Source organism: Desulfomonile tiedjei (genome assembly GCA_016212925.1).
GTDB lineage: Bacteria > Desulfobacterota > Desulfomonilia > Desulfomonilales > Desulfomonilaceae > JACRDF01.
The window spans coordinates 139,446-162,249 of record JACRDF010000010.1 but is presented as its reverse complement, the minus strand read 5'-3'; the positions used below and the strand labels follow the sequence as shown (position 1 = coordinate 162,249).

General features: G+C 53.3%; 28 protein-coding genes. 22 read left to right on the top strand and 6 right to left on the bottom strand.

All coding sequences use genetic code 11. From position 1 onward, the window contains the following. Positions 1-31 precede the first annotated feature (31 nt). Genes fabF through HY913_04805 form a run of 4 tightly spaced genes read left to right on the top strand, consistent with a single transcriptional unit; the run spans position 32 to position 3,497 of the window. Positions 32-1,300, top strand: a complete 1,269-nt coding sequence (gene fabF / locus HY913_04820) for a beta-ketoacyl-ACP synthase II (GenBank protein ID MBI4962579.1) — start codon at positions 32-34, stop codon at positions 1,298-1,300. Further along, positions 1,275-1,712 carry a ribose 5-phosphate isomerase B gene (gene rpiB / locus HY913_04815; protein MBI4962578.1) on the top strand — a complete coding sequence of 146 codons (438 nt, stop codon included), beginning with the start codon at positions 1,275-1,277 and terminating at the stop codon, positions 1,710-1,712. The genes fabF and rpiB overlap by 26 nt, the downstream gene beginning before the upstream one ends. A gap of 49 nt (positions 1,713-1,761) precedes the next feature. Then, entirely contained in the window at positions 1,762-3,021 is a 1,260-nt protein-coding gene (locus tag HY913_04810; GenBank protein MBI4962577.1) for a serine hydroxymethyltransferase, read from the top strand. Continuing rightward, entirely contained in the window at positions 3,018-3,497 is a 480-nt protein-coding gene (locus HY913_04805) for a hypothetical protein (GenBank protein MBI4962576.1), read from the top strand. Before HY913_04810 ends, HY913_04805 begins: the two co-directional genes overlap by 4 nt. A gap of 904 nt (positions 3,498-4,401) precedes the next feature. Here the strand turns inward: HY913_04805 and HY913_04800 are convergent. Both HY913_04800 and HY913_04795 read right to left on the bottom strand, forming a co-directional pair. Then, positions 4,402-4,662, bottom strand: a complete 261-nt coding sequence (locus tag HY913_04800; protein MBI4962575.1) for a hypothetical protein — start codon at positions 4,660-4,662, stop codon at positions 4,402-4,404. Positions 4,663-5,273: 611 nt separating this feature from the next. After that, positions 5,274-6,794 (bottom strand): DUF1615 family protein, encoded by a 1,521-nt coding sequence (locus tag HY913_04795; protein ID MBI4962574.1) that lies wholly within the window; start codon positions 6,792-6,794, stop codon positions 5,274-5,276. Between the two features lie 354 nt (positions 6,795-7,148). Here HY913_04795 and HY913_04790 point away from each other — a divergent pair, with 354 nt between their 5' ends. The 15 genes from HY913_04790 to HY913_04720 all read left to right on the top strand — a co-directional run bounded on the left by HY913_04790 (position 7,149) and on the right by HY913_04720 (position 15,824). Then, entirely contained in the window at positions 7,149-7,664 is a 516-nt protein-coding gene (locus HY913_04790) for an ester cyclase (protein MBI4962573.1), read from the top strand. 96 nt (positions 7,665-7,760) lie between these two features. After that, a complete protein-coding gene (locus HY913_04785) occupies positions 7,761-7,991 on the top strand; it encodes an addiction module protein (protein ID MBI4962572.1) in 231 nt (76 codons plus the stop codon). Next, a complete protein-coding gene (locus tag HY913_04780) occupies positions 7,988-8,290 on the top strand; it encodes a type II toxin-antitoxin system RelE/ParE family toxin (protein ID MBI4962571.1) in 303 nt (100 codons plus the stop codon). The genes HY913_04785 and HY913_04780 overlap by 4 nt, the downstream gene beginning before the upstream one ends. Before the next feature lie 352 nt (positions 8,291-8,642). Beyond that, positions 8,643-9,425: a hypothetical protein gene (locus HY913_04775; GenBank protein ID MBI4962570.1), complete on the top strand. Its 783-nt coding sequence runs from the start codon at positions 8,643-8,645 to the stop codon at positions 9,423-9,425. 265 nt (positions 9,426-9,690) lie between these two features. Further along, positions 9,691-10,752: a GDP-mannose mannosyl hydrolase gene (locus HY913_04770; protein ID MBI4962569.1), complete on the top strand. Its 1,062-nt coding sequence runs from the start codon at positions 9,691-9,693 to the stop codon at positions 10,750-10,752. Between the two features lie 298 nt (positions 10,753-11,050). Continuing rightward, the gene (locus tag HY913_04765; GenBank protein MBI4962568.1) at positions 11,051-11,998 is read left to right on the top strand and encodes a Tat pathway signal protein; all 948 of its coding nucleotides are present in this window, start codon (positions 11,051-11,053) and stop codon (positions 11,996-11,998) included. A 164-nt stretch (positions 11,999-12,162) separates the two neighbouring features. Further along, complete coding sequence (locus HY913_04760; protein MBI4962567.1) at positions 12,163-12,483, top strand: type II toxin-antitoxin system RelE/ParE family toxin; 321 nt, start codon at positions 12,163-12,165, stop codon at positions 12,481-12,483. After that, the gene (locus HY913_04755; protein ID MBI4962566.1) at positions 12,480-12,764 is read left to right on the top strand and encodes an XRE family transcriptional regulator; all 285 of its coding nucleotides are present in this window, start codon (positions 12,480-12,482) and stop codon (positions 12,762-12,764) included. The genes HY913_04760 and HY913_04755 overlap by 4 nt, the downstream gene beginning before the upstream one ends. A gap of 169 nt (positions 12,765-12,933) precedes the next feature. Beyond that, the gene (locus tag HY913_04750) at positions 12,934-13,221 is read left to right on the top strand and encodes a nucleotidyltransferase family protein (GenBank protein ID MBI4962565.1); all 288 of its coding nucleotides are present in this window, start codon (positions 12,934-12,936) and stop codon (positions 13,219-13,221) included. Next, on the top strand, positions 13,218-13,466 hold the full coding sequence (locus HY913_04745; protein ID MBI4962564.1) for a hypothetical protein: 249 nt from the start codon (positions 13,218-13,220) through the stop codon (positions 13,464-13,466). Before HY913_04750 ends, HY913_04745 begins: the two co-directional genes overlap by 4 nt. 56 nt (positions 13,467-13,522) lie before the next feature. After that, a complete protein-coding gene (locus HY913_04740) occupies positions 13,523-13,876 on the top strand; it encodes a DUF805 domain-containing protein (protein ID MBI4962563.1) in 354 nt (117 codons plus the stop codon). 112 nt (positions 13,877-13,988) lie between these two features. Next, positions 13,989-14,768: an alpha/beta hydrolase gene (locus tag HY913_04735; GenBank protein MBI4962562.1), complete on the top strand. Its 780-nt coding sequence runs from the start codon at positions 13,989-13,991 to the stop codon at positions 14,766-14,768. A 265-nt stretch (positions 14,769-15,033) separates the two neighbouring features. Further along, positions 15,034-15,246: an addiction module protein gene (locus HY913_04730; GenBank protein ID MBI4962561.1), complete on the top strand. Its 213-nt coding sequence runs from the start codon at positions 15,034-15,036 to the stop codon at positions 15,244-15,246. Positions 15,247-15,307: 61 nt separating this feature from the next. After that, a complete protein-coding gene (locus tag HY913_04725) occupies positions 15,308-15,577 on the top strand; it encodes a DUF4160 domain-containing protein (GenBank protein ID MBI4962560.1) in 270 nt (89 codons plus the stop codon). Positions 15,578-15,587: 10 nt separating this feature from the next. Further along, positions 15,588-15,824, top strand: a complete 237-nt coding sequence (locus HY913_04720; protein ID MBI4962559.1) for a DUF2442 domain-containing protein — start codon at positions 15,588-15,590, stop codon at positions 15,822-15,824. Positions 15,825-15,981: 157 nt separating this feature from the next. On the opposite strand, the gene HY913_04715 is transcribed toward HY913_04720, so the two are convergent. Continuing rightward, on the bottom strand, positions 15,982-16,836 hold the full coding sequence (locus HY913_04715) for an RNA polymerase factor sigma-32 (protein MBI4962558.1): 855 nt from the start codon (positions 16,834-16,836) through the stop codon (positions 15,982-15,984). A gap of 236 nt (positions 16,837-17,072) precedes the next feature. Here HY913_04715 and bioB point away from each other — a divergent pair, with 236 nt between their 5' ends. Then, on the top strand, positions 17,073-18,068 hold the full coding sequence (bioB, locus tag HY913_04710; GenBank protein ID MBI4962557.1) for a biotin synthase BioB: 996 nt from the start codon (positions 17,073-17,075) through the stop codon (positions 18,066-18,068). 299 nt (positions 18,069-18,367) lie between these two features. Here bioB and HY913_04705 read toward each other — a convergent pair whose 3' ends face one another. Further along, positions 18,368-19,021, bottom strand: a complete 654-nt coding sequence (locus tag HY913_04705) for an HAD family phosphatase (protein ID MBI4962556.1) — start codon at positions 19,019-19,021, stop codon at positions 18,368-18,370. Positions 19,022-19,251: 230 nt separating this feature from the next. Here HY913_04705 and HY913_04700 point away from each other — a divergent pair, with 230 nt between their 5' ends. Next, on the top strand, positions 19,252-20,247 hold the full coding sequence (locus tag HY913_04700; GenBank protein MBI4962555.1) for a tetratricopeptide repeat protein: 996 nt from the start codon (positions 19,252-19,254) through the stop codon (positions 20,245-20,247). A gap of 64 nt (positions 20,248-20,311) precedes the next feature. On the opposite strand, the gene HY913_04695 is transcribed toward HY913_04700, so the two are convergent. After that, a complete protein-coding gene (locus HY913_04695) occupies positions 20,312-20,578 on the bottom strand; it encodes a hypothetical protein (GenBank protein ID MBI4962554.1) in 267 nt (88 codons plus the stop codon). Positions 20,579-21,280: 702 nt separating this feature from the next. On the opposite strand from HY913_04695, the gene gcvH reads away from it, so the two are divergent. After that, positions 21,281-21,673: a glycine cleavage system protein GcvH gene (gene gcvH / locus HY913_04690; GenBank protein MBI4962553.1), complete on the top strand. Its 393-nt coding sequence runs from the start codon at positions 21,281-21,283 to the stop codon at positions 21,671-21,673. 64 nt (positions 21,674-21,737) lie between these two features. Here the strand turns inward: gcvH and HY913_04685 are convergent, their stop codons facing one another. Then, the gene (locus HY913_04685) at positions 21,738-22,733 is read right to left on the bottom strand and encodes an energy transducer TonB (protein ID MBI4962552.1); all 996 of its coding nucleotides are present in this window, start codon (positions 22,731-22,733) and stop codon (positions 21,738-21,740) included. Positions 22,734-22,804: the final 71 nt, after the last annotated feature.

The following is a 22,804-nucleotide window of genomic DNA, read 5'->3' as shown; positions in this document are numbered from 1 at the left end:
TTGTTGGACAGAGTTTGCGTCGGAGGATGCCGTGCAGCACAGAGTTGCCGTAACGGGAATGGGAATGGTTACCTGCCTCGGCAGCGGTGTCAAAGCCAACTGGGAGGCTGTCACCGCGGGCCGCTCGGGAATAGGCCCCATAACCCTCTTTGATACGGAGCGGTTCGCCACCCGCATTGCGGGGGAGGTACGAAACAACTTCGATCCGGAAGGGTTCATTCCTGTCAAAGAGCTGCGGCGAATGGATCGTTATCAGCACTTTGCTCTGGTTGCTGCGGGCGAAGCGATCAGGGATTCCGGGATCAAGTTCCCACCGGACGATCCCTGGCGTTGCGGCGTGGTCATCGGGTCCGGCATAGGCGGACTGGCCAGCATCGAGAACGGCCACAACGTGTTGCTTAAGGACGGCCCCCGGAGAGTCCCGCCCATGATGATCCCCATGTCGGTAATCAATTTGGCGCCGGGGATAATCTCGATCAAGTACGGCTTCAAGGGACCGAACTTCGGCCTGGTCAACGCGTGCACATCGGGGACCTCCGCGATTGGTGAGGCATACAGGCTCGTTCGAGAGGGCCGTGCCGATCTGGTGCTGGCAGGCGGCGCCGAAGCAGTAGTTACCCCGTTGGCTATTTCGGCTTTTAATGCGCTAAGAGCGCTTTCGACGCGCAACGATGACCCGGAAAAGGCTTCCAGACCATTCGACAAGGACAGGAATGGGTTCGTCATCTCAGAGGGCGCAGGAATGCTGGTCTTGGAGTCGTACGAGCATGCTCTGGCCAGGGGCGCCGTGATTCAGGCCGAGATCGTCGGTTACGGCGCTACGGATGATGCTTACCATTTTGTCATGCCTGATCCGGATGGAGAAGGCGCTTACAGGGCCATGAAACTTGCCGTGGAAGACGCAGGCGTCACACCGGAAGAAATCGGTTATATTAATGCTCACGGAACTTCCACCGAGCTTAACGACAAGATGGAGACTTCGGCCATCAAGAGGCTGATGGGACCCGCTGCAAAGACAGTGGCAATTAGTTCCACCAAATCCATGACAGGACACCTGATAGGCGCTGCTGGTGCGGTGGAGGCCATTTATTCGGTGATGGCGATCAAAAACGGGGTTATTCCGCCTACGATCAACCTCGAAACTCCCGACCCGGAATGCGACCTGGACTACACGCCGAACAAGGCGGCCCGCAGAGAAGTGGAATATGCGATCTCGAACAGCTTTGCATTCGGTGGGCAAAACGCCAGCCTAGCGCTGAAACGACATAGTGAAAATGGAAAGAGTCCTTATCGGATCTGATCATGCCGGCTTCGACCTGAAGGTGTTTTTCAAGGAGTACCTGGAAAAACAGGGCTACTCCGTGGTTGATGTGGGGTGTGATTCGGAGACCTCTTGCGACTATCCGGTCTTCGCCGAGGATTTGTGCTCAAGGATTCGGCGAGGCGAGGGGTCCAAAGGCATTTTGGTCTGCGGCACAGGCCTTGGCATGTCCATGGCAGCGAACCGTTTCCAGGGGATTCGAGCAGCGCTGTGCACTACCGAATTCCATGCCAGGATGAGTCGAGCGCATAACGATTCCAACGTCCTGGTGATTGGAGGCCGCGTCACGGGCAAAGAACTGGCCCTGGCAATTCTGAAGGCCTGGCTGGAAACCCCATTTGACGGCGGCAGACATCAGAGGAGAATAGATCTCATTGAGGGAACTTCGTAAACAAGGAAGCCCCGAATCCTGGTTGCTGACCGGGTCGCAAAGGAAGAAGATGACCCCCCTCGAGCAAACTGACCCTGAAATCTTCGGAATTATTCGGAAAGAGCGAGAGCGACAAGAGCACCGCCTGGAGTTGATTGCGTCCGAGAATTTTACCTCGCTTGCCGTAATGGAGGCTCAGGGAAGCATCCTTACCAACAAGTACGCGGAGGGCTATCCCGGCAGGCGTTACTACGGCGGATGTCTCCACGTGGATGTGGTGGAGGAATTGGCTCGTAAGCGCGCCTTGGAGCTTTTCGGCGCGGACCATGTGAACGTTCAGCCCCATTCAGGGACCCAGGCCAACATGGCCGTCTATTTCACGGTCATGAATCCGGGCGACACTTACCTCGGTATGGACCTTTCCCATGGCGGCCATCTTTCCATGGGTCATCCGAAGAATTTTTCAGGGAAGATCTATCGTGTAATTCCATACTCCGTACGGCCGGACGACCACAGAATCGATTATGACCAGATCCGCGACCTTGCACGCAAGCACCGGCCAAGAATGATTATTGCGGGTGCAAGCGCGTATCCGAGGATTATTGATTACCAGGCGTTTGGTGAAATCGCTCGAGAGGTAGGCGCTGTGCTCATGGCGGACATAGCCCATATAGCGGGGCTTGTGGTAGCCGGGTTGCACCCCTCCCCTATTCCTCATGCCGACTTCGTAACAACAACGACCCACAAGACGTTGCGAGGCCCCAGAGGCGGAATGGTCATGTGCCGCCAGCAATACGCGGCGGCCCTGGATTCCTGCATCTTTCCGGGAATGCAAGGCGGACCGCTCATGCACGTAATCGCGGCAAAGGCAGTCGCGCTGGCCCAGGCAAACACCGAGGAGTTTCGAGAGTACCAGGAGCGAACGGTTGTCAACGCCCGAACCCTGGCCGACGCGCTGTTAGAACGAGGCTTCAAGCTTATATCGGGCGGCACGGACAACCACCTTATCCTCGTGGACCTTACGGACATCGGTATCACGGGCGCACAGGCCCAGGATATATTGGAAAACGCGGGAATAACGGTGAACAAGAATACCATTCCCTTTGACCCTCTGCCCCCGGGAAAGGCTTCCGGGGTCCGCCTGGGGACCCCTGCTGTGACCACTCGCCACATGGGACCGGAAGAAATGCGCCTTGTTGCTTTCCTCATAGCCAAAGTATTGACAAATCCCCACGACGAAACCATTATCGGCAAGGTCCGCTCGGAGGTTATCGAACTGTGCGATCGGTTCCCTCTGTATATCCAAAGCGATAATGGTGACAAATCATGAGTAGCCGTAATGACAAGGATCAATCGTGGCAGCTTTTTCCGACAAGGCGATTTGATCCTGGTTTTCCGTTGGCTTTGTGGTTTGCGGGTCTCTGGTTCTATCTGAAAAGCTTCCTCTACGTATGCTACCTGTACATGCTCGGCCTGGATCCGCCACCGTACTCAGGCCTGATCTCGGTCGAGATAGTTTATTTCGCGGTCACCATTCTACCGGCTTTCTTACTGGGCCTGATGTTATGGAATGAGAGGAAGTGGATCGTAACGTGGGCTATCGTTTTTCTAATTATTGACACGCCGGTGCTACTTTTCCACGTGATGCGGCTGGAAGCCGCGGGATACATGGATTCAGGCTTGACCAAGGTACTGGAATTCGGCAGCCTGGTCCTCAATGTGGTCGCCCTGGGCTGGCTGATAGGCTATCGAACTACTACGAAGATGCGCGAGGCGCAGACGACCGGCGCCCGCTCCCGCCGCTGATACGCTCCCTGCAAGTTTCGCCCAGGTAAGGAAATTGCTTGGGGACCCGCTTAAAAGAAGTCCCTCGTTGTTCCCTATCAATAAACACATCTAGATTCGTGTATCGTGCTCCAACACAGGAATGGGCAACTCAAGTCTGCCTGCGCAGCCGGAGAACAGGCCTTGTGGCGCTTTTCGAAAGTGAACTCCGAAATGGAAACCTAAAGGACCGCGGTAAGGAGGAAGTGAAACTGGGCGGGCTATCCTCCAATAGAAAGGTCCGGCCCGAAGCGCGGATTATTCCAAAAAGTGGTTGACAAAAAACTAGTTGTTATGGTATATTACTTACGAATGTTGAAGAACAACATGAATTACGAAACTTCAACACTCCTTTACCTCCTTACAGCGCCGGGCAGTTGCTAGCCCGGCTTTTTTTTGCCCGAAAATCCACCGAATATCCGTTGTCTTTCACATAGGAGTTCTCGAAAGTTAGTACGAATTGACTTCTGGGTGCCACGGACCTGGCGGATCCCAGGTCCGTGCCGTGATTTTTGGTAAACGGTAAGGTTGTCCCCCGCATTGAACAGCAAATTGAAAAGCGAGCCGATTCTACCGCAAAGCGGGGAATCTCCTGAATTATTGTGGCAATAGGGCTGGCGGGAAGCACGGACCTGGTATGGCCCAGGTCCGTGGCACCCAATACAGAAGGCATTGCTTGAGAGAAGGGGCTACTATGGTTGTTCCCAAAAGCTCCTCCCGAATGAGGTAAGCCCGCGTTGGCAGGACACCCGCAATTTAATCCGTGTTTAATTTCGAGAACTACTATAGCCCTAAAAACAGTTATGCCGAGCGCCAAAACGTTCTTTGATGTACGGACAGGTCCTCGCTCCAACACGAGCGCCTATTAAAGCCACGTTGAAATAATTTAGTGAGAGAGTCTGTGCGCGGGGGGAGGCGTTGTAGACATGCTGGTGGGCTTTGGATTTACTATCGCGTCGATAATGCGGATCGGGATTTGGCCGATAAGATAGGGAAGGTATAACACGCTGGCGGCCACCGAGTTCTCTTCGTGGACCAGGTTCGACCAGTAAGTCGAATCCGTTATTTCCGACGATCCCCCGACGCACAGCGTGGGAGAAACGAAAATAACAAGGCAAATACCGACGATGAGAAGTTTTCCGGCCATGACCACTCCACTAGGCTGCCGCCAATGGTGCCATAACTCCGGTCTCATGTCAAGTTTCACTACCCCCGAAACTGAGACGGGAAGACTCGTCAGGCCGATGTGCGTTCAAAGAGAGGCCACCTTAATCCAAGGTGCGAAGCAGAGTGTCAGCAAATCCCCGCATGGCCTCCTCAGTAAAGAGGGGTAAAAGGCATAAGAGTTAGAATAACAGGCCTCGCCGTATTTGGGATCCCCAGAGGCGCTCAATGAAAGTAGCCCGGCAATTCATTGCCGGGTGGCTGACAAGCGATAATTTATACTAGTTCGCTTTCAAACAGTGAAAGACAGGTGAAAGCAAAATCCGCACTGACCTGGTGCCCCAGGTCAGTGGCACCCACCTCAAGAGGGGGACAACATTCGGCGCCCATGCCATGGTGCGGAAAGGTTCCCTAGACGTTTCCAATAAACTTTGGTAGCCCTTTCTGCGTGCGGCTTCCGCCATGGGCGGAAGCCGCACGCAGAACATGATGCAAAAGTTTTTGGGGAGGGGTTTGGGGAGGCCCTTTTTACAAAAAGGGCCTCCCCAAATTCTTCTCTTCTCGCCAAGTTGCCACTTTGAACGCAAAACGGAATTATTCGTCCCAGGGTATGCAGTTGAGGTACCGGTCGAGCTTGTTCAGGTAAATACGGGTCTTCCACGCGAACCCGTGTTTGATCCGTGTCTGATTTCCGGTGAAGAGTTCGCCTATGACTGCGAAAGGCGTTGCTCCAAAGCGCTCCGTGTGCTGTGAGGCTATGGATTTGTGAAGGTCGGAGTATACGTAATGCGGTTCCTTTTCCAAGAGAAAAGCCTCGTAGATAGCGTCCCTGGGAAGCGAGGGGAAGATGCTTCTCACGGCCTGCAGAGTTTCGGATTCCTTGTCTTCCGGCCGCCCTTTTTCGTCGTAAGGCAGGAAATCTCCATCCAAGGCTATTTTTCGTCCGGAGAGGTCTCGGATTCTTATCTGTTCCATGACATTTCTACTGGTAAACGGACCGTAATGGTAGTCCATCCCCACGAAGAACAGCCAAGACAGGGTGCCTGCCGAACCGTAGCGCGCCGCGTACTGAACGAACATAGGCTTCAAGGCAGCCACTCCAACGTCCAGGCCTCCGTTCAGGGTGTACATGTAGTCTGAAAGCTCTCTGTCGGTGAACTCTTCCCCGCGGTCCAGCATCACCTGCCGCGCCCGGGCAAAGCTCAGCTGCATTGACCCCTTGGTCTTGACCACATTGGCTACTTTGTCGACCTCTTTGAGGATTATGTTCTTGATGAAGCCGGGCAGCCCTTCCGCGTCCCGCTTCAATTCATCGGCCATGGTTCGGGCCACAGCCTCGATTTCGCCTTCGGTACGGCACCGCAGCAAGCGCGGCTGATATTTCTCTTTGTACGAGCTGTACAACTGCGGTACCGGCGGCATGGACATCACCGGTCCCATCTTCTGGTGCAATTCTTTCTCGGCCCGGTCAAGAAGATTGGGCATGGTTTCGCCCCTGGAGGGGTCCAACGCGGGCGGATCGACATTAAATCCCGACTCTATAGAAACTATTGAAGCCACCAGCCCGAGGATTTCTTTGCACACGGGCAGGTTGTTGTGTTGCACCGCGGCCACGATGGCCCTGACCCATTCATTCCTGGTCTTCAGAGGGCAGTTCAGCGGCCTTGAAGATATGAAAGCCCCCAGCCATTCGTATGCAGCCTCATTGTTCAGGATCTGGACAGCTTCCAGCATTCCGCGCTGCTCTTGTTCCAGAAAAGGGGCAAGACGCGCGAGGTGTTCTTCTTTTCGCTTGAGCAGCTTTGTCTTTTCGTCCTCAACGCCTTCGCCGGGTTTCTCTTTCTTTTGAACTTGTCCCTGGTCCCTTACAGTCGGCTGCTGTCCATTGGAGACCGGGGCTTTGGGCGCGGACTGGTCCTCATCGGAGGCAATGACCATATCCTTCGCGGGAAGGATGTCTACCGAAGAAAGAACGGCCGGAAAGACCAGAAGAAATGCCACAAACGCGGTGTGCACGGTCCGCGAGAAGCGCCGGGGCTTTTTGTTACAACGCATCATACTCGTGAGGTGATAACCCTGTTGCTCGCGAAAGTCAACGACCACGGCGAAGATCATGTAAGCATTCAGTCTTGCGGGGGTAGAAGGGATTCTGAGCCCTGAAGGGGCGTACCAATGGTAGCCACGGGTGTAACCCGCGGACCGGACGCTGCCACAGGCCTGGATCTCCGACCCTGGAGGGGTCGACCAATCCCGACGTCCAACTCACATTCATGGTCGACCCCTCCAGGGTCGGAGATCCAAATGGATGTGTGGACCATTCTCCACGGGCTTACGCCCGTGGCTACTGTCGGGCTGCCCCTTCGGGGCATGGGAGACGCTCCCGCACGTAAGTGAATGATTACAAGATCATGTTTGACTGGAAGCCAAGCCCTGAGCTATAAGAGTGTGGGGTAACAGGTTTTTGCAGCAATGAGACCAAGGCTACCGCAGGATTCCGGCCTGGACAAGGCGAGACGGCTCATTTTCAACACGGAGGGGGAGTCTTTGACGCCAGCAGAAGAAAACAAGGCAATCGTCCGGCGCTTCTACGACGAGTTCTTTAACAAGGGCAACCTTCAAATAGTCAACGAACTGCACACATCCGGCTATCAACACCATGACCCGAATGCCCCCGATCCGGGCGGTGGGCCTGAAGGCTACATCAAACGCAATTCAGTCTTTCTGAAAGCCTTCCCCGATCGAGTGCTCTTCATCGAGGATCAAATCGCAGAGGGTGATAAGGTCGCGACTCGCATCACCATGCGTGCCACTCAAACCGGAGACTTGCCCGGCATCCCCGCAACAGGAAGACGAGTCACCATTGAGTCCATGCACATCTGCCGCATCAAAGATGGCCGAATCGCAGAGGAGTGGGAACTCTTCGATGCCCTCGGAATGCTGACTCAGCTCGGCGCTTCTACCTCGCAAGGTTTCACTGAGGGCTAAGCAGATGTAAAATAAACGCAGCTCTAGGTATTCCGGGGGGCATCCGAAGACTTGGATTTTGGAGAATGATATTGACCTATAAGGAGACAGCAAGCCATGACCGAAACGGCCGAAAAACTCAAGTCCCAGCTCGCCCGGCTCTCTGCGCAGGAGCGGGCGGAGTTGGCCCATTTCTTGATTCACTCCCTGGATGAAGGCGTAGACGCAGACGCAGAGGCTGCCTGGGATGCCGAGCTTGCAGCTAGAATGGAGGACATCAAAACCGGTAGAGCCGTGGGTCAACCTGCGGAAAAGGTATTTGCCGAACTGCGAAAGAAGTATTCGTGAAGCCGGTCATCATCCACAGCCAGGCGAAAGTGGAGCTAGACAAGGCGATCGCCTTCTACGAAAAACAGCGGGCGGGGCTGGGGCTGGATCTGCAAACCGCGGTCGAGGGAGCCATCGGACGGATTCAACAGCACCCGCAACTCGGGGCTCCCTACAAGTCCATTGATGTTCGTCAGTATGTCATACGACGTTTCCCGTATATGATCTTCTATGCAGAGTTGGAGGAGGCAATCTGGATCGTCGCGGTCGCGCACGGGAAGCGCAAGCCGGAATATTGGAGCAGGCGGCGGATGGGGTGAGGTTGGGCCACGAGTGGGAACTCTTCTATGCCCTCGGTATGCTGGCACAGCTCGGCGTATCTGCTTCGACGGGTCTCAGTGAGAGGTGAGCGCCCGAATTACATCCAGGTTTTCAGCCGTGCACCAAAGGGGGTAGTAGGGCGGTTGACGGGCTTTGAGGTGGACAAAGCGGCTTGTTATACTGGTTCGCATAAGACGGCACGACGCCAAAGATCAAGAGGCGTAAATGGCTGGAAATATCGACATTATTGCAGCAGCATTCGTTGTTTCAATGCTGTGTTACAAACGGCACAAGCCTGTGTTCAGCATTTTGTCCGGACCAATCTAGACAATGTTGAGCCGAAGAGGAATCATGCGGTCGCCAAGGTTCGAATGTCTCTTCTGCCGCAGCACCAATGGTCCATTCCGTAGGATGGAACATCTGATTCCCGAGTCACTTGGGAACGACGATCTCGTTCTCGAACGCGGCTCCGTGTGTGATACCTGCAACCAATACTTCGGTTCAAAGATCGAGTCGAAGGTGCTGGCCTCCCCGCCATTCAGTATCGAGCGAACAGCATTTGCTATTCCGACCAAAAAAGGAAGGCTCGCCAGGTACGATGGCGACGGGTTCTCCCTTCACTCCACCGGATCCACAAACCGAATTCTGGTCGCTGGTTATGACGACCTGAGCAAGGCACAGCGCGTCCTCGACAGCGGTCTGGTCGTTGTCGAACCGCCGCCTTCCTACGGCGATTTGTTGGCACGCTTTTTCCTCAAAATAGGCCTTGAGCTTTTACTGCTCTCGGAAAGAGTGGATCCATATTCAACTAAGTTTGACCTTGCTCGCCGATGTTCTCGCTTCGGCTATCGGGCTCAAGAGTGGGATGTGGCGTACGGCATCTACCCGCACCGCGACCATTTGAAGGTTTCGACACGGATGGACGAGTTGGGCGAGTTGGAAACACATCAGATTTATCAATACGAGATGGGTGTGATGCCATGTGGAGACGTTGTCTTGTCATTCGCGTTTACCCAACACGTCTTCGCCTGCAATATAAGTCGACCGTCTCTAAACGAATATCTGACAGAGTTCAACGCGAACAACGCTTTCACGCTTCACAACCGCTGGCGCACAACGCGTAGGATGCGGTGACCAACCGGAACCGCATCGTTCGCGGTACCAGCTCTTTTCGCTCGAGCGCGTAGGATGCGGTGCGTTTCCCTCGCCCCATAGGATCTGGGCCCGGATTCAAGCTAATCGCGTCTGAAGCCATTGGGCAGAAAAGGTTTGGGTGAAGATCTTAGTGGAGTGTTGCCTGGAAGAAATAATCCGAAGCGGGTTTATCTGGAAACCACCTAAACTAAATTAGGCCCTCAATGCCTCCCGGTTCTTTATTATTTGGAAAGGGAAAAAACAAATGGTCAACAGGAATGTCTCAAGACTGAGTGATGAAGAATTCGGTGAGGTCATCAGGAATGCTCCGTTAGTTTCCATCGACAGAGTGGTAAGGAATCCGCGAAATGAGGTATTTCTCGCACTGAGAAAGAATCATCCAGCTAAGAATTATTGGTTTGTCCCAGGGGGACGTATTCTGAAAAATGAAGCCATTGATGAAGCCTTCCAGCGGCTTGCCAGTACTGAGTTGGGATTAGAATTGGATTTTAAGGATGCTCATTTGCTGGGGGCGTTCGATCATTTCTATGAAACGAATAGGTTCGGGATCGAAGGTTTTGGCACTCACTATGTTGTGTTGGGGTATGAAATCAAGATATCAAAAACGTTCACATTGCCCGAGAATGATGAACACAGTGAATACAAATGGTTGGACATCAGTGACTTACTAAATGATCGTAGAGTGCACCCAAATACTAAAGCATTCTTTTGTAGCCCGACAGTACCAAATGATTCTGGCATGTATCGTGCGCTAATGTCACATTATGTGCACTATGATCGACTATTTTGGAGCCGCACACAGGTTCTTCTAGCTATTCAAGGAGGGGCGCTAGCTGCCGCCTATGCTTTACGGGCTCACCCTTTGAGCTCGATCATCATGATCGCTACAATCCTCCTAGTCTTGATGGTACTTGGTCTCATACGAAGGGATATCACAAGTAGCAGGAAGAATCAGGAATGGATGGACAAGTTGGCTAACAGAATATTCTCATACAATGGTGCCGGAAGAGTGATTTCATTGCGAAGCGATCCCAAACACCCGAGGCTCTCAGGCCAGAGATTGATATCCATGGCTATCATCTGCATCGTGTTGGTAGACATTGTCCTTGCTTGTCTCTTTATTTGGAAACCAAACTTGTTCCCTCCTGAAAACAGCGTGCATGAATCAAAATTGATGAAACAGGTGGAAGCGCTTCAGCCACGGATAGATTCATTGGAGAAAGAAGTGGCGAGTATTCATAAGCTGCCAGTCCAGAACTCTAGTAAGCAGGAAAAAACTCAACCAGCCAAAGGCCAGAGTCAGTGATGCTTCACATTCATGGCCGAACCCAAAGCTAGAGCCAACACGGCGAAAGCCCAGTGGCTTTTTTTCAGCTTTCTTGGCCGCTCCGCTCAGCCCAGATGTTACTCAATTGCAGAAATAGGCCGTCAGAAACGAGACTAGCTCTTAGCGGGTAGGATGCGGTAACCAACAGGAACCGCATCGTCCGCAAGGCGGTCAATTGCAGTCGCTGTTATGAAAGGCTGTGTCATTGTGGCGCGGCCGGTCGGCCCTTTGTTAGGCGGCGATCAAACGCCGCACTACACCAGCGAGGAGGACTAAAATGGCGCAGCAGATTCCCCAGTACATTGTGGCGATGATGGCTGAGAGAGCCTGGCGAATGCAGCACTACCTGTGGCACGAAGTCAGGAATAGCTGGCTATTCTACGATGAGCCCACGCGGCAGGCACTCCGAAACCTGGAATGGGAACCACCGCGGCCTGCCAGGCGGCCAAGACAGGACGGCAGCCCGGAGGTTGTCCTTGACAACAACTCCGGGGAGGATTTTCTCTACATGCATCGCGAGATGATCAAGGCAGTCAATGAACGCCTCGCCGGAGATCCGCAATACCCTCGCGTCGAAGGATGGACTCAGGTCCCGAGGCCGGCCGACCAGGATTACCCTGTCCCGCCGGCTTGGGACACCGGAGATGCCGGTTTCAACACATATCTTCAACGAGTGAAAAGCGACGCCACCTTCCAAACGGACTTTCTTGCCTGGGAGGCAAGGTATACCGACGAGGCCCAACTCCGTCAGATGTCTCTCGGTGAGTTCGGTGCTCGCATCGAGTTTACGATCCACAACCAGATGCACATGAGATGGTGCGCTGAACCAGCCGCCACAGGTATCAAGCCTGACCCTGACCCGGCAAATCCTAACGCAATCGACCTACAGTGGGACGACCCTGCCTACGACTGGCTGGGTGACACCTATTCGAGCCACGTGAACTCGATCTTCTGGAAGCTCCACGGATGGGTCGACGACAGAATCAACGATTGGGCCGCGGCCAACAACGTTACCGGACCGATTCCCTGGCAAGGCACTTGGGTCGGAAAGATGCCGACTCACCCGGTTCCTCACTCTTTTGTGACCGTCCTGGCTGAGAGAGCTGGAGCCATCGACATGCGCGGGCACCGTTATGGAGACATCGAGGAGTTGGTCGAAGTAGTCCGCCTGATTGCGCGAACAGGCAAGTTCTGCCACTTCTACGACGAGGTCGCGGTGCCTTAGCGCTTAGGATGGGGTTACCAACGGAAACCGCATCCTGCGCGGGCTCCTAACAATCGGGCCATGAGGCTTTCGTCAGTGCGGACCTCCAGCCGTCGGCTCATGATTCAAACTCTATCATTGAACTTGCCAATTATATAAGAACTTATATAATTGTTCTGGTGGTCATGAAGCCGCTGAAATTCGTGGGATCGAGCCTCGATGATCTTCGCAACTTCCCGGACGAAGCCCGCCGTGCCACAGGCTTCGCACTCCGTGCGGTTCAAAGCGGACTTGATCCGAGCGATTGGAGGCCAATCCAGGCCGTCGGCCCAGGCGTAAGAGAAATTCGTATCCGCATGCTGGGTGAATGGCGAGTAATCTATGTCGCCAAGCTTAACGATGCAATCTACGTGCTTCATGCATTTCAAAAGAAGACTCGAAAAACAAGCCGACATGACATTGATTTGGCTCGCCAACGTTACAGGCAGATTGTAGGTGAGTTATGAGCGAAACCGTTATCAATTCTTCCGGAAACGTATTCATTGATCTTGGCTATTCTCCGGACGAAGCCGCAATTCTTCAAATGCGAGCGGATCTTATGGCCGATCTCCGAAAATTCATCAAAGCCAAGAAACTTACACAGGCCAAGGCTGCGGATGTCCTGGGCGTCAGCCAGTCTCGGGTTTCAGATTTGATCAGAGGCAAATGGGAAAGATTTAGCCTCGAAATGCTTATCACCCTTGCGACCAGAGCCGGCATGCGTGTCACCCTGAGAACCGCGGCATAGAGGACGAGGTAATCGTTCAGAGGATGCAGTGGAGGAAAAGCTAAAGAAACTGGAACGCAACCGCCTCGCCAGGGAATGTGCCAAGCTCGATTCGGCTGTTGAGCGGGCTATGGCGGAGGAGTATATGGGCGAGGAGTTGGGCATTTGGACGCCGGAAGGGAATATGGCAATGACTCAGGAACTACTTTTGAGACTGCGCGACCTGAAGCCTCAAATCAGGAAGCGATTCAACGCAAAGGAAATTCAGCTATTCGGCTCAAACGTTCGAGGGGAACAAGTACAAAATAGTGATATCGACGTGCTTGTTGAATTCGAGGAAGGGGCAGACCTTTTCGACCTGGTCGGCTTGGCAAATTTCTTGGAAGAACAGCTTCAGCGGAGGGTTGATGTGATCCCCAAGCAAGCCTTGCGCGAAGAACTCAGGGACTTGATTCTCAAAGAGGCCGTCCCCGTATGAGAGATTACAAAATATATTTGAAAGACATTTTGGCCGCGGTGGATAGCATTGAAGCTTTTGTGAACGGGTTTCCCTGTCCGATGAAGGCCAAGCCTGACAAGGTGCTCCGGCCGGCCTCCTTGCCTCTGCTTAGCTCCGGCAGCTTAGCGGCTGAACATGGCGTTAGGCCGAAGAACAGGTACTGCGAATGGCCGGGGAAAGACGTGTTGTCACTGTCAGCTCGTCGCCCATACGCTGGGAGGTAACCTAGCACGGACACGCGTCCGGTCAAATCAACGGGGATAACAAGAAAGGAGGGAACATGAGGTGGTACCTTCAGGTGTTGCAGAAGTATGCTGTGTTCAGCGGGCGGGCACAGCGAACAGAGTATTGGATGTTCGTCCTCTTCAACCTGGTCATCACCGTTCTGCTCTATGTCATCGAGGGCCTTGTCGGCGGTCCAGGCATTCTCGGAGGGATCTACAGCTTGGCTGTTCTCATTCCTAGCATTGCTGTAACGGTCCGCAGGCTCCACGACACCAATCGAAGTGGATGGTGGTGGCTCATCGGCTTGATTCCGCTCATTGGCTTTATTGTTCTAATTGTCTTCACGGTGCAAGACAGTCAGCCGGGTGAGAATCAGTACGGCCCCAACCCCAAGGCTGCCATAGCTTAACCGGTTAACAATGCGTGCTCGGGACGACTGTTTCGTTCTACTTTATATCCGCCGGTGAGCTTTAGTCGTTGGGCCGCGTCTCCAAATCGCTTGAACCAGGAAGGAGGGAACCATGACTGAGACTATCTTCATGATTCACGGCATGTGGGGTGGAGCTTGGCATTGGGAGAACTACAAGAGCGTCTTCGAAAAAGAAGGCTACCAATGCATCACGACAACCTTGCGTTTCCACGATATGGACCCGAAGGCTGCTCCTGATCCTCGACTTGGAACAACCAGCATGCTGGATTATGCCGCGGACCTGGAACAGGAAATCCGACAACTTGGCGTGAAGCCCATCATTCTTGGGCATTCCATGGGAGGACTGCTCGCACAGATCTTGGGAGGCCGCGGGTTAGCTAAGGCGCTGGTTCTTCTCACTCCTGCAGCTCCTGCCGGCATTCTGGCGCTGAAGCCATCCGTAATAAAAAGCTTCTGGAGCGTGCAAACAACATGGGGCTTCTGGAGAAAGCCGATGCGTTTGACGTTCGATGAAGCCGTTTACTCCATGATGCATTTACTGTCGCCGACGGATCAGAAAGAAGCCTACGACAAGTCCGTTTATGAATCGGGCCGCGCGGCGAGTGAGATCGGATACTGGCTCCTTGACTCAAAAAAGGCGTGCAGAATTGACGAATCGAAAGTGACGTGCCCTGTCTTGGTCATTGCCGGAGCGGAAGACAGGATCACCCCTGCTTCGGTTGTTAGGCAAGTGGCCAAGAAATACAAGGCCGTGGCATCGTACAAAGAATTCGAAAATCATGCTCATTGGGTCCTTGGAGAGCCGGGCTGGCAAGACATTGCAGGGTATGTAAAAGATTGGCTTGAGCAAGCCTTGCCCAAAACGGCTTGATGATGCGTTCTTGGTGGAGGGACTGCGCGTCCGCCGGGACGTCCATGACGGTCGCTTATTATATTCTGTGGCATCTTGCCGCGGACGGTTAGCTTTCCGAGTGTCAGACGATGAGAAAGGGAAACAGGGTGATTGAAACGGACGATGGACGGGAGTACTATGGGGGAATGAAATTGGTGCGATACGTACACTGGCAACACGAGGACATGTGGCTGGGTCCCCCTCCGGGAACTGAGGACCAACAAGAGAAGTGGAAGGAGGTACAGTGGCTACTACGGATAAAATCTTGAAAGACGCGCTGACGCTGAAACCGGCAGAAAAGGCGGAGCTGATCGACAAGCTGCTCTCCAGTCTGGACAAGCCAGATGTGGAACTTGAGGCGGCCTGGGCTGAGGAGGCAGAGGGTCGAATCGACGCATACGAAGGCGGAGAGCTTAAGACCGCTACATTAGAAAAGGTTCTTGAAAGATACAAATAGGGTCTCGGATGACGATTCGCTTCCTAGAGGTCGCGCAGATTGAATTGGATGAGGCCAAAAGATGCCTGTAATATCTATGTTCTATGGGATCATAGTTCAGCTCTTCTTCTTCGATACCGACAAACACGCGAAACCGCACATCCACGTAAGATATGCTGAATTCAGAGCTTCTATAGACATACAGACCGCAGAAATACTGGACGGAGAAATCCCTCTGCGCCAACTGAGACTGGTTCAGGCGTGGGTCGAAATCCACCGCGACGAATTGATGGCCGATTGGGCTCTCGCCGTGGAAGGAAACACTCCATTCAAGATTGAACCTCTGAAGTAGGAGGCAGCAAATGGTGCCGGACGTAATTGAATTTGAAATCCTCTCTGATTACAGGATAAAAGTGACACTATCCAATGGGAAAGAGGGGGTCTTCGACGTAACACCATATCTCGATCGAGGAATCTTCAAAGAATTGAAAGACTACGACTATTTCAAACGAGCCAGAATTGAATTCGGGACGATCACGTGGCCGAACGAACAGGATTTCAGCCCGGAGACCATAGAAATCAGGATGGAAGAGGCATAACAAGCACCTCCGCCAGACCGCCGATGAATGGGGCATCCTTTGCGAGAACCCCTCGGGGATCCAACTGGCACTGAGCTAATTGGCAGGTGCTATTTCCAATGAAAAAGGGCTAACCACAAGGATTAGCCCCTTTCTGTCCTTACAAACTCCATTTTGACTATGCCGGCAGAAGGTCCTCGACCAGTTGTGGAGAAAACTCACCTTTTAGCTTTGTCAGTGCCCGTTTCTCCAACTGCCGGACACGCTCGCGGCTGGTTCCGAAGTGATCGCCCAGCTTCTGGAGCGTCCAAGGAGAATCATCCATAAACCTCTTAGTCACAATGAAGCGTTCGCGAGGATCAAGCTTTCGCAATGCTTTCTTGGTGACACGGGAAAGCTCTTTCTCCCTTTCGTGATCGATCAGAGTCTCTTCCTGATTCGCTGAATGGTCTTCGAGAAGCTCCATTGAAGTCACGTCTTTGTCTTCCCCGATGACCTCATTGAGAGACCACTCCCTGGCCCTTACCCGCGCTTCCATCTCGATGACGTCGTCAGACTTTACCTTCAATTCTTTGGCAAGTTCGTCGACCCGGGCGCTCTTGGATTCCGCATCCGCGTGCTCTCCGATGTCGCCGATTCTGAAAAACAGTTTTCTCTGGGCCTGAGTGGTACCGAGCTTGACCAGGTTCCAGGACTTCAGGATGAAGTTCTTTATGTAAGCCTTTATCCACCAGATTGCGAAAGAGACAAGGCGAAACCCTTTTGTCGGATCGAATCTCTTAACCGCCTTCATCAGCCCAATTGCCCCCTCCTGGATTAAATCCTGGAGTGGAATCATGTAATGACGATACTGAAAGGCAATTTTTACTACAAAAGGCAAATGGGACACTACCAATTCGTGAGCGGCCTCAACGTCACCAGTCTCCGTGTATCTGACGGCCAGTTCGTGCTCGCGTTCCGGCGACAAAGGCTTTATGGTCCTGACTTGAGCCAGGAAATGATTAATTGGATTCGCGACAACAGGATAATTCATTTACCCCTCCGGAATTGTTTACTACGTCCTTCACCGCGTTTTGCCGGTGAATCCACATACCTCTGCCTCGCAATGGGCATCTTTCTTGATAATCACTCTCTTCATGATTGTCAACCCAGCTTGGATTTTGTTCCCTGGTATCTGATCGTGCGGGACCGCATGCAGTGAACCTTCACCTCAACTATGGATTTTCATTCTGCTTCGGTGTATGAATATAGATTCACGCGGAGGGCGATATGGAATCAGAAAGACTTTCGAATTCAAACCTTATAAATTCGCTAGAGGAACGTATTCTTGCCGGGGGCGCAATCAGCCGGCCTGAAGCGGAACGCCTGCTGGAAACGCCGGATGAACAACTCTTGCACCTCATGGCTGCGGCAGATCGTATCAGGATTCAGTTCAAGGGAAACCGCTTTGATTCGTGCTCGTTGATCAACGCCAGGTCCGGACGCTGCGGAGAAGATTGTTCTTTCTGCGCCCAGTCCAAACACCATGCAACTGAATGCGAGACCTACGGCCTGCGCGGCACGGACGAAATCCTCGCCGCGGCCCGGGCGGCCGGACAAATGGGGGCATCTCGTTTCTGCACAGTAACCAGCGGAGGAGCGCTCTCCCCTAAAGAATTCGACAGGCTGATCCAATCCCTCGAACACGTTCACTCCGAGGTTGACATCAGTCTGGACGCGTCGCTCGGCTTCTTGGACGAGGAACGCGCGGCGAGGCTTCTTGCCGCGGGGGTGACGCGCTACAACCATAACCTGGAAACATCAAAGGATCATTATCCTCGCATCTGTTCCACTCATAGTTTCGATCAGAGAGTGGAAACCGTCCAACTGGCCCTGAACAACGGTTTTTCCGCTTGCAGCGGCGGGATCATAGGTCTGGGGGAAACGCCTTCCCAGAGGCTTGATCTTGCTTTCTCGCTTGCCGAACTCAAAGTGGACTGCATCCCCGTCAACATCTTGAATCCACGACCCGGCACCCCGCTGGAGAATACAGAGCCTCCGGAGCCACTGGAGATCCTGAAGACAGTTGCCCTCTTCCGCCTGATCAACCCCAAAGCCACCATTAAGATAGCAGGCGGCAGAGAACGGAACCTGGGAGACTTCCAAGGAATGGCTCTGAGAGCTGGCGCTAATGGCATGATTATCGGAGGCTACCTCACCACCGGCGGCCGCGCGGCCGAAGATGACCTGAAAATGGTCCGCCAAGCCGGATTCGAGATGGATTGATGAGATAAAGCCTGCGGGGAGGACCTTTTTGCAAAAACTGCTGCGCGCAGGGCGACAACGCGCCCTTGTGCCGCCGAGGCCTTCGTGCAGCGAAGAGTTAATCGAAGATATATGTGGCCCCACGCCGAGTGGCCCCGCACCCCTCTCCAAAAAGTCCTGTTACTTGCCGTGTGCCTTCCGCCAGTGGCGGAAGGCACACGGCAAGTAACAGGACTTTATTGGGAAACGCGCACGCGGAAACCTCCTTTTCACAATAGATTGGTTGCCTGCGCAGATTTCTCCCCTTTGGCTCTTCTCTGTCACAGCAATCCGAGTTTCTTCATTTCTTGCTCCAAAGACTCCCGATCTTTAAAGTGAATTGCCGAGAAACCTTCGGAGCGCGCCCTTTCCACGTTTCCGAGGTTATCATCTATGAAAAGGACTCGGGACGGGCTGGTTCCCAGCTGCGCTGACACATCACGAAAAATCTCCGGATTCTTTTTTCCCTTGCCCATATGGTATGAATTAAACACGCGGTTGAATTCCTTGAAGAAATCATGTTGCTGGTCAAGCACGTCAAGCCACTGAGTTTGATCGCTGAGAATGACTACCACATAGCCTTTCGAGCGAAGCGTCCTGACGATATTGAATATCCAGGGGCGCAATATGAACCGGTCGAGGATTTCTCCACGAAGCTCTTCATCAGATCCGCGGATTCCGGTCCGCTCGCGCAATGCCTGCCAGAAGAAATTCTCGTCCGCCTTGCCGACAACGTAGCCCGTGTCGTACACCGTTGCCGTGGCCAGCTCGAAAAATTGCTGCTCATCCAAACCGTTGAGGCGTGCGATTGCCTTTAGACCTTTTCTGAAACCTTCCTCGGCCAGCACGCCGCCAAAATCAAACGCGACAACTTCTATGGGATCGTTCTTTTGCTCGAATTCCAGCCGCGCTTGTTCATCGGGTCCTTGGTTCATTCTGCCTGGCTCCCTGGAACATACTCATTGATTTAGCCTTTGAAGGAAGTATAATTTTAAGTTCAGTTTCGCAAGTCAACCAGTCTCAGGCTGCCGGCAAAAAAATTCGGCCCGGCCCTGACAAGATGAGCCCGGGGAGTCCCCCCCGGCATCGTCGTATCTGTGCAGAGACTGGCGGGACGGTGAGAGAATCGGCCCGTAATTAATAAATTCTGTGAGGGGTGACTTAAATGAAATTCTATTCAGGTGTGTCATTGCGTGGTCTCAGAGACCAAAACGGTTTTTCGGTCTATACGTTTATGGGCGGTGCCATTTTAGCGGCTGTAATCATAGGTGCGCTTCTTTATTTTCCCTGGAAGGAAGTTTTCAAAGGCAAGCAAGATCCTGATATGGCCGCCGCGTACTCGGCGATGGCTGACAAACAATGGGAAAAGGCGGTTTCGTTTTTCGACAAGGCCGCCAAATCCAATCCTGGCAACGCTGAGGCGTTTATCGGGCGTTCAAGGGCCTATCTTCACCTGGGAAGACTGGACAAGGCCTTTGATGATGCAAAAACAGCATTGGAGAAGGACCCCGGCAGCGCAGCGGCCTACGGGCAGAGAGGCATTGTAAATAAGATCCAGCGGAACACTGATCAGGCATTGCAGGATTTCTCCTCCGCGGTAAAGCTGAACCCCCGTTATGCATGGGCTTACGCACAACGGGCGGACATCCATTCGAGAAACAAGGATCAAGACAAGGCCCTGGCGGACGTTACCCTGGCCATCAAGAGCAATCCTAATTTCATTGATGCCTATCGTCTCCAGGCATGGGTGTTGAATCGCATGGGAAGATGTCGAGAGGCAAATGAGGCCTTCAAAAAGGTCGAACAGTTGAACTCGAACGACGCTTGGTCCATCCAGGACAAAGCCTGGTTTCTTCTAACGTGCCCGGATGAAAAACTCCAGGATTCGTCCAAAGCTCTGGAATTGGCCAAGAAAGCTCTGGAATTAAGCGAAGGCAAGGACGGGGTGGTCCATGAAACCCTGGCTGAAGCCTACTTTCGACAGGGCGATCCGGTGAAGGCCGTGGACCACCAAAGAAAGGCCATTGAATTAGGCTCGCAGAGATGCCCGGACGGTTCTTGCGTGAAGGAGATGCAGCAAAGGCTTCAGAAATACGAAATGGCGGCGCGGCAAGAGGTAAGAACAGGCTATGAGATCTTGCCTCTGGACAGCGGACAATAAACGCACCGTCTCCGCGGGGGCGGGTCGGACTCCTTTTGCCGGCCCCCCCTTTCTCGCAGCGCGCCTAGGGAACAGACCGGAAGCGGAGCGCCCGGAACACGCCTTGTTCGTTTAGAAAATCAACAGCTACGGACTTCCCCAGAAACGGGGCGGCCTGAATCCTGTTATCGCTGTCCACGCGAAGGATAAGGCTTTGATTGTTGCCGCCTCGGACAGTGACCGTCTCTCGATCGACCCGCTCCAGCTTGCCGGCAAATTCATCAGCCGAGCACAAGCAAGGCGCGCCGAGAATCATCAGCACGGCGGCCAATGCAGAACAACGTTCCCACATCTGCTCCTCCAACCTGAAACAAACTTAGGACTAGATTTCTGTCCAACCCTTAGAAAAAGGACACAAAGAAAAATTCTCCCTCCCCCAACCACAAATTCTAACCGATCGAGAACTTTCTTTCAAGGATGCCGTGAAGGTTGAAAGTCGTTACGAGAGCGGCTGTCGCGCAGGGGCGCACTCGGATACCATTTCTCGTTCAAACAAATATAGTGATTCTCAGAAGTTTTTCCCGAATCGCACTGCTGGGCAAGCCGGCAGTGGCACCCCATAAGTTATACCGAGTGCCAAAATTTTTGTCCGAATGCGGTCAGCCTGTGTAGGGGCAGGCCCCCGTGCCTGCCCTAGGCCCAACGAGACGCCAAGACAAGGGCGGACGCGGGGGGCCGCGCCGTACTAAGGCAGGGCTTCTCTTTGAACCTGAGAAATACTATCGCTCACAGTTTCGAGAGACAAATCGGACAGTAATTTTGGCAACTGCTATAATCCGTGATTGCTTTCGAGAATTGCTCTAATCAGCCGCGACAACGGCCCTACCAAAGGTCGCCGGTCCAGCGAGGCTCGGGATGCCGGCCATATCCCTTGTGGTAGCGAATTTGTGTGGCGCACCATGTCCGATTGGAGAGCCCTCCAGGATGTGATTGACAACCCAGCCGGTTTTTGATCAATATATCGCCGCCATTAATACCTCAAGGAGGACACTGCATGGATTTCCCGTCAGACAGGCTCTATTCTGAATATCATCTGTGGGTAAAGGTGGAAAAAGATCAGGCCGTCATCGGTATCACGGATTACGCGAGGGAAGAACTCGGGCAGGTGGATTACATAGAGCTTCCCGAGGTGGACGAATCCGTGACACGAAACAGGGCGTTCGGAATAATCGAGACCAGCAAAGCTGTCACGGACCTTATCGCGCCGATTTCAGGCATAGTGGTTGAGAGCAACACGTCACTGGCGGAATCCCCGGAAATCCTTGCAGACGACCCCTACGGCGACGGTTGGCTGATGGCGGTCGAGCCGGCGGACCCGGAGGAGTTGGAGGAGTTGCTCAAGCGCGCGGATTACGAAAAAATGCTGACAACTTTAGGCGAGGAATAAACCGAGCGCGGAATGACACCCCTCTTCAAGCGCATGCCTTCCGATGACTCGGCTGACCGGGCATTTACATGATACTTCTGAAAGCATTGCCTGTAACGTAGATGAAATTCGCCCGAACCCGCAGCCGCTTGGCCTTCAGCCTCGGGGGAAAAGGAAAGTAAGGCGCGGCTGACCTGATAGCTTTCATTGCTGACTCATCGAGAATGGTGTGACCTGAGGAGTCTACCAAATTCACGTATAACAACTCCCCTTCTTTGGAAACGGAAAACTCGACTGACAGCGCCCCTCCAATGCCGGATTTCGCCGCGACCGCAGGATAGACCCACACACCTTGGATTTTCTGCTTCAAATGCCAAAGATATGAGAAAAAGCGGTCTTCTCGAGTGTTTATATCAACTACGGCCTCTTCCAGATCGCCGTCAGGGTAGAAATCCGTGGCCCCACCGGGGGAGGAAAAACCTTTGGCGATATCTTGAAGCGTAGGGGTCAGGTCAACGGGCCGTTTGTTCAGGCTGTTCTTCTTCGCAAGCGGGTCTGTTTGATCTCGGTGCTTGCTGTGGTTGCTATTAGCTTTTTCAGAAACAGGGGGGGCTTTGGTCGTCACGTCCTTTTTTGTCGGCTCTTCTCTGGGTTTGACAAGATCTTCGGGCGCGGGCGGGGGAACCAACGATGCCATCCTCTTTTCCATCGGTTGCACGTTCCCAAGAGGAGGCTTTGGAGCGGGTGGGCTTTTGGGGAGCCTTGGTCGTTCGGCTGTGTGATCTCGGTCCGAAATTGCGGACGCGTTCTCGGGTGGTGGCTCAGTGACTGTATTGGGCGTTTGCGGCTCCACCAACCGAACCGACGTTACCGTTTCACCCGGCTTAAGAAGCGCTTTGGTGGGGGTCAGTTCGGACAGGTGAGGCAAGGCCACAAAGAACCCCACATGTAGGATACATGATGCGATGATACAGTATTTTAGGATTTTCTCCTGCCTGGAGGTCTCCATGATCTCGCTTCCTCGCGCAGCCTCCTCAGGGCGCAAGGAATCATCAATATTCTCGCAATAGTCGAGAGACATATCTTGGTTATCATTATCAATTTTTGTGTGGGCGAAGGATTTCACTTTCTAAGTTTTCCCTCTGATCATGG

Bases quoted from the DNA above. Each gene is read 5' to 3' on its own strand.
- HY913_04805 (MBI4962576.1), top strand. From the start codon at position 3,018: ATGAGTAGCCGTAATGACAAGGATCAATCGTGGCAGCTTTTTCCGACA.
- bioB (MBI4962557.1), top strand. From the start codon at position 17,073: ATGGAATCAGAAAGACTTTCGAATTCAAACCTTATAAATTCGCTAGAG.
- HY913_04760 (MBI4962567.1), top strand. From the start codon at position 12,163: ATGAAGCCGCTGAAATTCGTGGGATCGAGCCTCGATGATCTTCGCAAC.
- rpiB (MBI4962578.1), top strand. From the start codon at position 1,275: ATGGAAAGAGTCCTTATCGGATCTGATCATGCCGGCTTCGACCTGAAG.
- gcvH (MBI4962553.1), top strand. From the start codon at position 21,281: ATGGATTTCCCGTCAGACAGGCTCTATTCTGAATATCATCTGTGGGTA.
- HY913_04685 (MBI4962552.1), bottom strand. From the start codon at position 22,733: ATGTCTCTCGACTATTGCGAGAATATTGATGATTCCTTGCGCCCTGAG.
- HY913_04740 (MBI4962563.1), top strand. From the start codon at position 13,523: ATGAGGTGGTACCTTCAGGTGTTGCAGAAGTATGCTGTGTTCAGCGGG.
- HY913_04795 (MBI4962574.1), bottom strand. From the start codon at position 6,794: ATGATCTTCGCCGTGGTCGTTGACTTTCGCGAGCAACAGGGTTATCAC.
- HY913_04765 (MBI4962568.1), top strand. From the start codon at position 11,051: ATGGCGCAGCAGATTCCCCAGTACATTGTGGCGATGATGGCTGAGAGA.
- HY913_04755 (MBI4962566.1), top strand. From the start codon at position 12,480: ATGAGCGAAACCGTTATCAATTCTTCCGGAAACGTATTCATTGATCTT.
- HY913_04775 (MBI4962570.1), top strand. From the start codon at position 8,643: ATGCGGTCGCCAAGGTTCGAATGTCTCTTCTGCCGCAGCACCAATGGT.
- HY913_04745 (MBI4962564.1), top strand. From the start codon at position 13,218: ATGAGAGATTACAAAATATATTTGAAAGACATTTTGGCCGCGGTGGAT.
- HY913_04790 (MBI4962573.1), top strand. From the start codon at position 7,149: ATGAGACCAAGGCTACCGCAGGATTCCGGCCTGGACAAGGCGAGACGG.
- HY913_04700 (MBI4962555.1), top strand. From the start codon at position 19,252: ATGAAATTCTATTCAGGTGTGTCATTGCGTGGTCTCAGAGACCAAAAC.
- HY913_04800 (MBI4962575.1), bottom strand. From the start codon at position 4,662: ATGGCCGGAAAACTTCTCATCGTCGGTATTTGCCTTGTTATTTTCGTT.
- HY913_04705 (MBI4962556.1), bottom strand. From the start codon at position 19,021: ATGAACCAAGGACCCGATGAACAAGCGCGGCTGGAATTCGAGCAAAAG.
- HY913_04750 (MBI4962565.1), top strand. From the start codon at position 12,934: ATGACTCAGGAACTACTTTTGAGACTGCGCGACCTGAAGCCTCAAATC.
- HY913_04810 (MBI4962577.1), top strand. From the start codon at position 1,762: ATGACCCCCCTCGAGCAAACTGACCCTGAAATCTTCGGAATTATTCGG.
- HY913_04715 (MBI4962558.1), bottom strand. From the start codon at position 16,836: ATGAATTATCCTGTTGTCGCGAATCCAATTAATCATTTCCTGGCTCAA.
- HY913_04785 (MBI4962572.1), top strand. From the start codon at position 7,761: ATGACCGAAACGGCCGAAAAACTCAAGTCCCAGCTCGCCCGGCTCTCT.
- HY913_04770 (MBI4962569.1), top strand. From the start codon at position 9,691: ATGGTCAACAGGAATGTCTCAAGACTGAGTGATGAAGAATTCGGTGAG.
- HY913_04735 (MBI4962562.1), top strand. From the start codon at position 13,989: ATGACTGAGACTATCTTCATGATTCACGGCATGTGGGGTGGAGCTTGG.
- HY913_04720 (MBI4962559.1), top strand. From the start codon at position 15,588: ATGGTGCCGGACGTAATTGAATTTGAAATCCTCTCTGATTACAGGATA.
- HY913_04695 (MBI4962554.1), bottom strand. From the start codon at position 20,578: ATGTGGGAACGTTGTTCTGCATTGGCCGCCGTGCTGATGATTCTCGGC.
- HY913_04725 (MBI4962560.1), top strand. From the start codon at position 15,308: ATGCCTGTAATATCTATGTTCTATGGGATCATAGTTCAGCTCTTCTTC.